This window comes from Shewanella sp. SG44-2, from assembly GCF_014164215.1.
Classification (GTDB): Bacteria; Pseudomonadota; Gammaproteobacteria; order Enterobacterales; family Shewanellaceae; genus Shewanella; species Shewanella frigidimarina.
Genome location: NZ_JACJEU010000005.1, coordinates 210,987 through 223,398, shown reverse-complemented (window position 1 = coordinate 223,398; position 12,412 = coordinate 210,987). Strand labels below are relative to the sequence as shown.

The 12,412-nt window shown below is 42.2% G+C and carries 10 protein-coding genes; 4 read left to right on the top strand and 6 right to left on the bottom strand.

Annotation, left to right across the window (positions count from 1 at the left end):
• Positions 1-4 precede the first annotated feature (4 nt).
• Positions 5-2,005, top strand: coding sequence for a fumarate reductase flavoprotein subunit (locus H5181_RS06015; RefSeq protein ID WP_182750501.1), 2,001 nt, complete (start codon positions 5-7; stop codon positions 2,003-2,005).
• Between the two features lies 1 nt (position 2,006).
• Positions 2,007-2,732, top strand: coding sequence for a fumarate reductase iron-sulfur subunit (locus H5181_RS06010; RefSeq protein WP_182750500.1), 726 nt, complete (start codon positions 2,007-2,009; stop codon positions 2,730-2,732).
• 786 nt (positions 2,733-3,518) lie between these two features.
• Here H5181_RS06010 and rho read toward each other — a convergent pair.
• Together rho and trxA are read right to left on the bottom strand one after the other, a co-directional pair.
• On the bottom strand, positions 3,519-4,781 hold the full coding sequence (gene rho, locus H5181_RS06005; protein ID WP_011635948.1) for a transcription termination factor Rho: 1,263 nt from the start codon (positions 4,779-4,781) through the stop codon (positions 3,519-3,521).
• Positions 4,782-5,003: 222 nt separating this feature from the next.
• Complete coding sequence (trxA, locus tag H5181_RS06000) at positions 5,004-5,330, bottom strand: thioredoxin TrxA (RefSeq protein ID WP_182750499.1); 327 nt, start codon at positions 5,328-5,330, stop codon at positions 5,004-5,006.
• A 153-nt stretch (positions 5,331-5,483) separates the two neighbouring features.
• Between trxA and rhlB the strand changes: the two genes are divergently transcribed.
• Entirely contained in the window at positions 5,484-6,788 is a 1,305-nt protein-coding gene (gene rhlB / locus H5181_RS05995) for an ATP-dependent RNA helicase RhlB (RefSeq protein ID WP_011635950.1), read from the top strand.
• A 3-nt stretch (positions 6,789-6,791) separates the two neighbouring features.
• Complete coding sequence (locus H5181_RS05990; protein WP_182750498.1) at positions 6,792-7,733, top strand: exopolyphosphatase; 942 nt, start codon at positions 6,792-6,794, stop codon at positions 7,731-7,733.
• 116 nt (positions 7,734-7,849) lie between these two features.
• On the opposite strand, the gene H5181_RS05985 is transcribed toward H5181_RS05990, so the two are convergent.
• From H5181_RS05985 to H5181_RS05970, 4 genes are all read right to left on the bottom strand, one after another.
• Complete coding sequence (locus H5181_RS05985; RefSeq protein ID WP_123778068.1) at positions 7,850-8,401, bottom strand: thioredoxin family protein; 552 nt, start codon at positions 8,399-8,401, stop codon at positions 7,850-7,852.
• 226 nt (positions 8,402-8,627) lie between these two features.
• Entirely contained in the window at positions 8,628-9,641 is a 1,014-nt protein-coding gene (gene hemB, locus H5181_RS05980; RefSeq protein WP_011635955.1) for a porphobilinogen synthase, read from the bottom strand.
• A gap of 14 nt (positions 9,642-9,655) precedes the next feature.
• Positions 9,656-11,581, bottom strand: a complete 1,926-nt coding sequence (locus tag H5181_RS05975) for a diguanylate cyclase (protein WP_182750497.1) — start codon at positions 11,579-11,581, stop codon at positions 9,656-9,658.
• Entirely contained in the window at positions 11,581-12,396 is an 816-nt protein-coding gene (locus H5181_RS05970; protein ID WP_011635957.1) for a TatD family hydrolase, read from the bottom strand. Before H5181_RS05970 ends, H5181_RS05975 begins: the two co-directional genes overlap by 1 nt.
• Positions 12,397-12,412: the final 16 nt, after the last annotated feature.

Below are 12,412 nucleotides of genomic sequence, written 5' to 3'. Positions count from 1 at the left end.
TAATATGAAAATTATTTATACCGACACCTTGGTGGTTGGCGCCGGACTAGCAGGATTAAGAGTCGCGATAGCCTCAAAAGAGCGCGGTCTTGATACCTTGGTGTTATCGCTGGTTCCCGCTAAGCGATCACACTCTGTAGCTGCCCAAGGTGGCATGCAAGCCAGTTTAGCCAATACCATAAAAGGCGAAGGTGATGATGAAGACATCCATTTTCAAGATACGGTTAAAGGTTCCGATTGGGGCTGCGATCAAGATGTTGCTCGAATGTTTGCTCACTGTGCACCCAAAGCGGTAAGAGAGTTAGCTCAGTGGGGCGTTCCTTGGACACGAATAACTAAAGGCGATAGACAAGTAATTGTTAACGCTGAAAAAGTGACCATTACCGAGGCTGAAGCGGCTCATGGACTCATCAATGCGCGTGATTTTGGTGGTACCAAAAAGTGGCGTACTTGCTATACCGCAGACGGTGCAGGTCATTCTTTATTGTATGCCGTCGATAATAAAGCCATTTCGTTAGGCATTCCTGTGCATGAAAGGATGGAAGCATTATCGCTTATTCATGATGGTGAGCGTTGCCACGGTGTAATCGCTCGCTGCTTAATTACGGGTGAATTACGCGCTTACATTGCTAAATCGACCACTATTGCCACAGGCGGATACGGACGAATCTATTCTGTATCAACCAATGCCGTTATTTGTGAGGGGATTGGCCAAGCGTTGGCGCTAGATACCGGTGTCGCGACACTAGGAAATATGGAAGCGGTACAGTTTCACCCTACGGCTATTGTTCCGGTAGGCATTTTAACGACGGAAGGTTGCCGTGGTGATGGCGGCGTACTGCGTGATAAAGACGGTTACCGCTTTATGCCCGACTATGAACCAGAGAAAAAAGAACTGGCTTCGCGAGATGTTGTGTCACGTAGAATGACCGAACATATGCGCAAAGGTAAAGGAGTAAATAGCCCTTATGGGCCGCATTTATGGCTGGATATTACTTTATTAGGTCAAAAGCACATTGATACCAATTTGCGTGAAGTTAAAGAGATTTGTGAGAGTTTTTTAGGTATTGATCCGGTTAAAGATTGGATCCCAGTTCGGCCTACACAACATTATTCTATGGGTGGTATTCGTACTAAAGCCAATGGCGAAAGCCCGCAATTATCAGGGCTGTTTAGTGTTGGAGAGGCTGCTTGTTGGGATATGCACGGCTTTAATCGACTCGGTGGCAATTCCCTAGCAGAAACGGTTGTTGGCGGAATGATTATCGGTAAGTACGTTGCTGACTTTGGTGAGCAAAATAGTTTGATCGTTGATACCAATTTAATCGCCCAGTTTGGTAAGCAGTTACAAACAGAAGTTGATCAGCTTATTGCGGGTGAAGGAACAGAAGATCCATTTAAACTTAAAGCTGCAATGCAAAAAATCATGATGGATTACGTCGGGATTTTCCGCAATGGGCCTGAACTTGAACTGGCTGTTACCCAATTAACTGAACTGCTTGAACGTTCGAAAAACCTTGGGTTAAAGTGCAAAAAACGTCACGCTAACCCTGAGCTTGTTGAAGCGTTACGCGTCAAACGAATGTTGAAAGTCGCAGTGACCGTTGCATGCGGGGCGCTTGCTCGTACCGAAAGTCGGGGCGCGCATTCTCGCGAAGATTTTCCACAACGTAATGACCAAGACTGGTTGAACCGTACCTTAACAAGTTGGCCAGATGTTAATAGTTTACGACCAGAAATCAGTTATGAAGCTCTTGATGTGATGCGAATGGAATTACCGCCTGGTTACCGAGGCTATGGTGTTGATAATGCGATTGCTCATCCTGATACCCAAAAACGTCAGCAACAGGTTGAAGCTATTTTAGCTGAATTAGGTGACGATGCTGATAGGTATACCAAGCAAGCTGCATTAATGCCTTTTGAGTTACCTGAAGAATATCAACCACGTAATCAGCGCTTCACTGATACTTTAACTAAAACCAACGCAGAGTCTGGAGAAAAGTAATATGAGCCAAGCACGCACGTTAACTTTTTCCATTTTTCGTTATGATCCGCAAGAGCCTGGCGACAAACCTAAAATGGTGACTTACAGCTTAACAGAAGCACCCGGTATGACGGTTTTCATCGCGTTGAATCAACTACGCGAAACACAAGACCCATCACTACAATTTGATTTTGTTTGTCGCGCGGGTATTTGCGGCAGTTGTGCGATGGTGATTAATGGTTTCCCGACGTTAGCTTGTCGAACTTTAACCGCTAATTATCCAGATGGACATATTAAATTAATGCCATTACCTGGCTTTGATTTAATTGGCGATCTGTCGGTGAATACCGGTAAATTTATGCGCGAATTATCTGAGCGTTTAGCGCTGTGGTTACATCCTAATAGCACAGATAATGATATTCATCGTATAGAAGCGCCGATGTCACCAGAGGAAGCCACTAAACTTTATGAGTTAGAGCGATGTGTAGAATGTGGTGTATGTGTTTCTGCTTGTGCGACTAAACAAATGCGTGACACTTTTGTTGGCGCAGTCGGTATGATGAAAATTGCCCGTTTTGAATTAGACAGCCGTGATACTCGAACCGCTGATGATTTTTACCATGTCATAGGTAATCAAGATGGTGTGTTTGGTTGTATGACGTTGCTCGGCTGCCAAGATACTTGCCCGAAAGATTTACCGCATATGCAGCAAATTGCGTATTTACGCCGGAAAATGGCATCAGTTTAGGGCTGAACGGTAACAGGCGATAGCAAGCGGAAAGACTAGATGCTAGAAACTATACGAGCTAAAGCTTTAAAGGCTGGAAGATCGATAACAAGCGGTAGAGTGATAACAGGCGATGGCAAGTGGAAAGACTAGATGCTAGAGCGCTTCGCTGCTAGAAACTATACGAGCTAAAGCTTTAAAAGCTGGGGGATCGATAACAAGCGGTAAAACGATAACAGGCGATGGCAAGTGGAAAGACTAGATGCTAGAGCGCTTCGCTGCTAGAAACTATACGAGCTAAAGCTTTAAAGGCTGGAAGATCGATAACAAGCGGTAGAATGATAACAGGCGATGGCAAACGGAAAGGCTAGATACTAGAGCGCTTCGCTGCTAGAAACTATACGAGCTAAAGCTTTAAAGGCTGGAAGATCGATAACAAGCGATAGAATGATAACAGGCGATGGCAAGTGGAAAGGCTAGATGCTAGAGCGCTTCGCTGCTAGAGGCTATACAAGCTAAAGCTTTAAAAGCGGGGGGATCGATAACAAGCGATGGCAAACGGAAAGGCTAGATGCTAGAGGCTATACGAACTAAAGCTTTAAAGACGGGCAGAGTGGTAACAAGCAGTGAATGATAACAAGCGATAGCAAGCGGGAAAGGCCAGATGTTACTGCATTTATCGCCGCGAAGCGAAGTTGCAGGACTTAGTCTGCTCTAGGTCTTAGATATATTTTATCGATAATTAGACATAAAAAATGCCGCTAAATTAGCGGCATTTTTGCGATTATTTTGCGTTTAGGTAATGAATTACTTAGCGCGCTTCATTGCAGTGAAAAATTCTTCGTTAGTTTTGGTCATAGCCAATTTATCGATTAAGAATTCCATTGCAGAAACTTCGTCCATTGGATGTAAGATTTTACGTAAAATCCACATTTTCTGAAGTTCTTCTGGCGTCGTTAGTTTTTCTTCACGACGAGTACCAGAGCGATTGAAGTCAATCGCAGGGAATACGCGTTTTTCAGCAGCTTTACGAGAAAGGTGTAACTCTTGGTTACCAGTACCTTTAAATTCTTCGTAAATTACTTCGTCCATTTTCGAGCCTGTATCAACCAGGGCTGTGGCGATAATGGTTAAGCTGCCACCGTGTTCAATGTTACGTGCAGCACCAAAGAAACGCTTAGGACGATGTAATGCGTTAGCATCAACACCACCGGTTAACACTTTACCCGATGAAGGGATGACGGTGTTATAAGCACGGGCTAAACGAGTAATCGAATCTAACAAAATGACGACGTCTTTTTTATGCTCAACTAAACGTTTTGCTTTCTCGATAACCATTTCGGCTACTTGAACGTGACGGCTGGCTGGTTCATCAAAGGTAGAAGCAATGACTTCGCCTTTAACCATACGCTGCATTTCTGTCACTTCTTCAGGACGTTCATCGATAAGTAATACCATTAACACCACATCTGGGTTGTTATAAGTAATACTTTGAGCAATATTCTGTAGTAACAATGTTTTACCGGCTTTTGGCGGTGCAACAATCAAACCACGCTGGCCTTTACCTATTGGAGAACAAAGATCAAGGATGCGAGAGGTGATGTCTTCTGTTGAACCATTACCGCGCTCCATGCGAAGACGTTCTTCTGCATGTAATGGGGTTAAGTTTTCAAACAGGATTTTATTGCGAGAGCTTTCTGGTTTATCAAAGTTGACTTCACTGACTTTCAACAGTGCAAAATATCTTTCGCCTTCTTTCGGCGGTCTGATTTTACCAAAAATACTGTCACCAGTACGCATGTTAAAGCGACGAATTTGACTTGGAGAAACATAAATATCGTCAGGACCCGCAAGGTATGAGCCATCTGAACTTCTTAAAAATCCAAATCCGTCTTGGAGGATTTCTAATACACCGCCACCGAAGATGTCTTCTCCGCTTTTAGCGTGAGCTTTCAAAATTGAGAAGATGATATCTTGTTTACGGGTACGAGCCATATTTTCCAGATTCATGCTTTCAGCAAGCGAAACTAGATCTGAAATTGGCGTGTCTTTTAATTCTGTTAAATTCATGTATGGGAGTCTTGTTTTGCGCGACGAAGCTTACCGCAATCAATCAGCAAGTTTGAAAAGATATTTTATGATTGATAAACGAGAAGAGGTTAATTGAAAAAATCTGATGAATAAATTAGCACTTTATGTGTTGGTCGTCCAGAAATTTAGCGTAAATAAAACCTAAAAATGGCACAAGTTGCTCAAAACTTGTGCCATTTAACGTTTCTAGGCTAATTCTCGTTAGATCTTAGCGTCAATGAACTCTTTTAATTGCGTCTTTGATAGTGCACCAACTTTAGTTGCTACTAGCTCGCCGCTTTTGAACATTAACAATGTTGGAATACCGCGTACGCCGTATTTCGCTGGTGAAACGTTGTTTTGGTCAACGTTTAGTTTTGCGACTGTAAGTTTGCCTGCGTATTCTTCAGCAACGTCGTTTAGGATTGGGGCAATCATTTTACAAGGACCACACCACTCAGCCCAGAAGTCGACTAATACTGGTGTTTCAGACTTTAATACGTCGTTTTCAAAGCTGTCATCGCTTAGGTATACAATTTTATCGCTCATGTAGTTCTCCAGATTTGGTTCCATTGCTAGTTTATTAATGGCTTACCATGTATATTGGGTCAGTTAAATAGCTTTTCAAGAGACCGTTTTAGTAATGTAGCTATTTCAAACGATCGAATCTTTTTTTGCAACCCCTACAGGTATGCTTGTGCTATGAGCCAAACACATTTATCGACCAAGAAATTCGCCGACTTCCCTTTAAAGCCCGAAATACTCGCGGCATTGAACGAGAACGGCTTTGAGTTTTGCACGCCAATACAGGCGTTATCTTTACCTATTTTACTTAATGCAAAAGATATTGCCGGACAAGCCCAAACCGGCACCGGTAAAACTATGGCATTTTTAGTGGCCACATTTAACCACTTACTTAATGTTGCTGCACCTGAGAGTCGCAAAGCAACTGAACCCCGCGCTATTATTATGGCGCCTACACGTGAATTAGCAATTCAGATTGCTAAAGATGCCAAGTTATTAGCGGCACATACAGGCTTAAAAGTTGGTATCGTTTACGGTGGCGAAAGCTATGAAACTCAGCGCGCTGTATTAGACAAAGGCGTTGATATTCTAATTGGTACCACCGGACGTATTATTGATTATGTGCGTCAGGGAGTGATTAGTTTAAGCCACATTCAAGCCGTTGTGCTTGATGAAGCTGACCGTATGTTTGATCTTGGCTTTATTAAAGACATTCGCTTTTTATTCCGCAGAATGCCTGATGCTAAGTCACGCTTGAATATGCTGTTTTCTGCCACGCTTTCAATGAAAGTGCAGGAATTAGCATACGATCATATGAATGATCCTGAAAAAGTTGAAATCGAACCGTTAGAAAAAACCTCTAAAAATATCAAAGAGGAAATTTTCTACCCGTCGATGGAAGATAAGATGCGTTTATTACTGAGCCTAATTGAAGAAGATTGGCCAGATAAAGCGATTGTGTTTTCGAACACAAAACACAGCTGTGAAAAGTTGTGGTCTTATTTAGAAGGTGACGGTCATCGTGTGGGTTTATTAACCGGTGATGTTCCGCAAAAGAAACGTATCCGTATTCTTGAGCAATTTACCTCTGGTGAAATCGATGTATTAGTGGCAACAGATGTAGCCGCACGTGGGTTACATATTTCTGATGTGTCACACGTATATAACTATGATTTACCTGATGATTGTGAAGATTATGTGCACCGTATTGGCCGAACCGGTCGTGCGGGACAAAAAGGTATTTCAATCAGTTTTGCTTGCGAAGAATATGCACTGAATTTACCTGAAATTGAAACCTATATTAACCATTCTATTCCTGTGTCTAATTACGATAAAGATGCGCTATTAGATGATATTCCGCCTCCGGCGCGTATTCATCGTAAGCCTCCTACATCTCGGACTCGTGATGGTGGAAGTAAAGGTGCTCATCGTAGTGGTGGAAATACTTCACGTCCGCCACGCCATAGGACCCGTAGACCATAGTCAATGTCATTGTTAACGGTATCTCAGCCCTATGCGGCGATAACATTAGGTTCTAACAGTTTTAATATGTTAGTGGCTAATTCGGTAGGTAATAAGCCGATTGTTATCGCTAAATATAAACGTAAAGTGCGCCTTGCCGAAGGTATAGGCGAAGATGGCATGTTGTCTGAACATGTTATGCAGCGTGGTTTAGAATGCTTAGCCATGTTTGCCGACATGTTAGCGCAGCACCATATCGATAGCGCTAATGTGGCTGTATTTGCTACCGCTACTTTGCGTGTTATCCGTAATGCCGATGAATTTCACCAGCGAGCGATGCCAATATTGTTGCATCCAATCGAGGTCATTTCGGGGTTGCGCGAAGCTGAACTGATTTATCAAGGTATGGTGGCCACCACTAAAGGTGAGGGACGCCGGTTAGTGATTGATATTGGCGGCGCTAGTACCGAGTTTATTATTGGTGACGGCAATCAGGTGTTGTTTAAAACCAGTTTGCCAATGGGGTGCGTGCTATTTAATCAACGATTTTTTAGTCATGCGCCGCTTCAAGCCATCGACTTTGAACAGGCCGTAGATTACGTTAATACGATTTTAGCAGAACATCGTCCTCACTTACTCGATTTAGGTTGGCAAAGTGTTGTGGGGGCTTCTGGTGCGGTTCAATCAGTGGTATCGGTGTTACAGCATCGACAACGGTCAGAAGTGATTACCCTTAAGATTTTGTTTGGTTTTCGTAATGAGATATTATCGCAAGCAGATGCCAGACTTAGTGGCATTAACGGCTTAAATGCCGAACAAGCTCCTACATTTTCTGCGGGGGTTGCGATATTAATTGCGTTGTTTGAAAGCTTATCAATTAGTCGTTTACATCTTGCTGGTGGCGCACTTCGCGAAGGCGTATTACAACTGTTAGCTGATCGCATAGCAGCAAAAGTCTCGATATAGTCACTGCATAATCGTAATAAAAAATAGGTCGCCAATGGCGACCTATTTTTTATTACGATTATTAAGTTATTACTTTTAGTTGTTTAAACAAACATTTTCAATAACTTCTTACATAACTACTTTAAAATCTCAACTAAATCGGCTTCCAATGTAGCTTGAGGGCGTTCAACGATACGGCCTAGCTCTTTGCCTTGTTGCTTAACGATAAACGTTGGGATTCGGCTGAACGCATATTTTGCCGCTAAACCTTCAGGGTCTTGTTTACTTCGATCGACACCAATGTATTCAACTTCAATATTGGGATTGGCTGCCGCTTCAATGATTCGCATAAAGTGCGGTGTTTCGCGATGGCAATCTGGGCACCAAGTGCCAATAATCACGACTATTTGCGTCGGTTCTTTAATGGCTTTGAGTACATCGATCGCTTGCGCATCAACTTGGTAATTGGTAAACCCTTCAGTATAGCCGGGTAATTCAGTTGTTAGAGTTTGTGGTTGGATTACGCCAGTTAAAATCACTTCTTGTTTCTCCTCGCTGCATGTTGCAATAAAGCCTTGTTGATCTTTTTCAAATGCGCAACCTGAATTCGCTGATGCGGCCATAGGCAGCATTTGGCTACTGAAAAAGAGCGCTGTTGTGGCCAATAATGTTCTAACGTTATTGTGCATGATAATGTCTCGGTTAAGAAGAAAATACTGTACTTGACTGTATTCAAGCATGCTTAAACAGGGCTGTTAAGAGACTATGACTTATGATGTAGAGTTGATCACGATAATGAGATGTATGAGACTTGCCTTATGATGTAATTGAATTGCAATTGACGTAGTGCGCAGTGTTAAAATAAAAAAGCCAACCCTAGATGGATTGGCTTTATAACTACGCAATATCGGAGGTTTACGAGTTTTGCTCTTTAAGCCACTGAGCAGCACGTTTGGCAAAGTAGGTTAGAATACCGTCCGCTCCAGCGCGCTTAAAGCAAAGTAATGACTCCATCACAATGGCTTTTTCTGCTAACCAACCGTTTTGAATAGCAGCCATGTGCATGGCGTACTCTCCGCTGACTTGATAAGCAAATGTTGGCACTGCTAATTCTGTTTTGACACGGTGTACAATGTCTAAATAAGGCATCCCTGGTTTAACCATTACCATGTCGGCACCTTCTTGGATATCTAATGCCACTTCGTGTAAGGCTTCGTCGCTGTTAGCTGGATCCATTTGGTAGCTGTGTTTATTGCCACCTTTTAAGTTACTAGCCGATCCGACAGCATCGCGAAAAGGACCGTAATAACTTGATGAATACTTAGCGGAGTAAGCCATGATTTGAGTATTCACAAAGCCATTTTCTTCAAGTGCTTGGCGGATTGCACCGATACGACCATCCATCATGTCTGATGGCGCGACAATATCTGCTCCTGCAGCGGCATGAGATAAAGCCTGCTTGACTAGGATCTCGGTGGTGATGTCATTCATGATATAGCCAGTGTCATCGATAATACCGTCTTGACCATGAGTCGTGTACGGATCTAAAGCTACATCCGTCATGATACCAAGCTGTGGAAATGCCTGCTTTAATTCACGGACTGCACGTTGTACTAATCCATCAGGATTGTAAGACTCTTCTGCAAGTAAACTTTTTTTATCTGCTGGCGTCACGGGAAATAGTGCAATAAGCGGAATGCCAAGCTCAACAAGCTCAGCGGCTTCTTTTAATAATAGATCAACCGAGAAACGCTCAATTCCTGGCATTGAAGCAATTTTTTCTGAGCGTTGAAAACCTTCTAACACGAACATCGGATAAATGAGATCGTTAACTGTTAAGGTATTTTCAGACATTAAACGACGGCTAAATTCATGTTTACGCATGCGGCGCATTCTGCGCTGTGGAAAGGCACTAGTAATAATATTCAATTTCGACTCCTGGTTTAGATCTCGTCTGTTTCGAGCGGGTAATAGCAGACTTTGTTTCGGCCGCTGCGTTTAGCTTTATACAGGGCTTTATCTGCTTGTTCTAGTAATAGCATTGGGTGCTCATCACTTTCGATAATTGTTTCACTGACACCGATACTGACCGTTAAGGGTATCGTGTGGCCATTATGGACAATAGTAAGCTCGCTGATGGCTTGGCGAATTTGCTCTGCAACTAGCAGGGCACCTTCAATATCTGTACAAGGTAAAATAATAGCAAATTCTTCACCACCAAAACGTGATACGAGATCCGTTGGACGTTTTACGTATTCACATAATGTATTTGCAATCATCTTTATGGTGTAGTCGCCACTAAGGTGGCCGTATTGGTCATTGATATTTTTAAATTTATCGATATCAATCATTAACAAAGACATAGGTGTTTGTTGGCGACGGCTAATACGGCCTTCTGCAATTAGACGACGATCAAAAGCACTACGATTTTTCACTCCGGTAAGGCTGTCTATAGTGTTTTGCTCAGTCAGCTTTTGATTGACCTCATTGAGTTCGCGTAAGGTAATTTCTAATTCAAGTGTTCGTTCTTGTACCATTTGTTCAAGTTTTTCACTGTTTTCAGCTTCGTTACGCAGCGCTTCTTCACGGATCTCTCTAAGTCGTTGTGCTTGTTCTAATGTCTGTTGCTGGATCTCAAATTTAGCTTTTCGCTCATCGTTATAACGTAAGGCGAGCACCGCAGCCATAGTGATTACTTCAAAAGTGAGCCCTATCATTACGGGTATCTGTGGCGATATGCTCAGAGTGATTAGGCCGAGATAAATTAGCCCTGTGATAATGCACCCAACCATTAAACCCATACGGCCTATGGCGTATAAAGGAGCATTACGTTGGCCGCCAAAAGCTTGGATCAAGGAGAAAGCCATTAAAATTGTACTGATAGTTAATACTACAAATGCTAGAAAATACAGTGCAAAACTGTAGTTAATAAATGGCATGATGATCGTTAAGCCAAAACAAAGCACTGCCATGATGCGACAAATACGCAACATCCTTTGATTATGATATTTTAGCTGTAATACTTTTTCAGTAAACATCAATGAAAATCCCAGTGTTAATGGGATGAGTATGATGAATATATACTGCTGTATTATGGGCCATTGAGGCCACAAATAGCGAAATGATACGCCATGAATTGTCGCAGTGAGTAACGTCAGTCCTAATACATAACCGCTGTAATAACTGTAACTATAAGATGCCGACGCAAGGGCAATAAATAAACTGAACAAGCAAATAGCGAGTAATAAGCCTATTTGCATACCACTAAACAAGTTCTTGGTTTCGGTTAGCCGCGTTAGGTCGTTTGATGACCACAACACTAATGGCAAACTGATACTACCTTTACTGTCTATTTTCAGATAAAAAGTATGAGTTTCACCAGGTTCAAAATTAACTGGATATAAAAAGATATTGCTTTCTAATGGTCGTTGCTTAAATGGCAAGGAGTCGCCCATGATTTCAGTACTGACCAGTTCCCCATTGATCAGGTGGTATATTTTAACACTGTCGAGTAATGGATTATCTAAGGCTATAATGCGTGATAAATGGTCGTTGGGATTAAATATACTAAAACTCACCCAATAGTTTTTAATGCCTATTTTGTATGGTTGATTGGTATCGATTTTTTTCCAGCTGTTTTCTGGCCGTTGTAATAATGTGGTTAGGTTTTCAATATCATTACTTTGATTGGCATAAACCCAGTCTTGTAACTCAATTTTTGTTATGGAATCTGATGTCAGTCTAAGCGGTATCCCAGAGAGTGTATTAGCCCAACAGTTTTGGCTAATCAACAGCAAAAACAATCCAATTAACACTCTAAAGTGATATTTACATTGCTGTTGTAACTGATGAGTTATGAGGGGCATCATCAGTTATTATTCACGTTTAGATGAACTGGCAGTTGGAAAAAATCACAACTGTTTTTATAACATTCTTGCGCCAATGTTTGCGGTGATTGTTGGCGTAAATTAGCCATATACTCGACAATATAAGGTAAGTATTGGGGTAAGTTTCTACTCGACTTAGGTTTAGGCCGCATACTACGAGGTAATAAGTAAGGACTATCGGTTTCTGCCATAATGCGATTACTAGGAATCAACGGCACTAATTGAGCGAGCTCTTGTCCTCGGCGTTCATCACAAATCCAACCTGTAATGCCAATGTATAAATCAGCCGCTAAGCATTCAAATAACTCATCTTTACTGCCAGTAAAACAGTGCAATAAAGCATTAGGGAGTTGAGCTCTGTACTCATTTACAATGGCGATAAAATCACTATGTGCTTCACGACAATGCATCAGTACAGGCATATTGAGTTCGCAAGCCAGCTCTAATTGCGCTGCAAATGCCTTTCTTTGTGCAAGACGAGGTGAAAAGTCGCGATTGTAGTCAAGTCCACACTCACCAATAGCAACCACTGTTTCTTGTGTGGCAAGCTGAGTTAAACGTGCTTTGCTGTGTTGATCCCAAGACGATGCATGATGCGGGTGAACACCTGTAGTGCAGTAGAGTTGTTGCGGGTATTGTTGGCAGAGAGATATTGAGTCGGAGCTTTCATCGAGATCGCTGCCAATAATAATTAACGGCGAAACATGATGTTTCGCCGCGTCATTGATAATAGTGTCAATATCGTGCTTAAGCCTGTCGCTAAGCAGATTGACTGCAATGTCGATGTATTGAGTCATGTAATAAAAGTGCTGT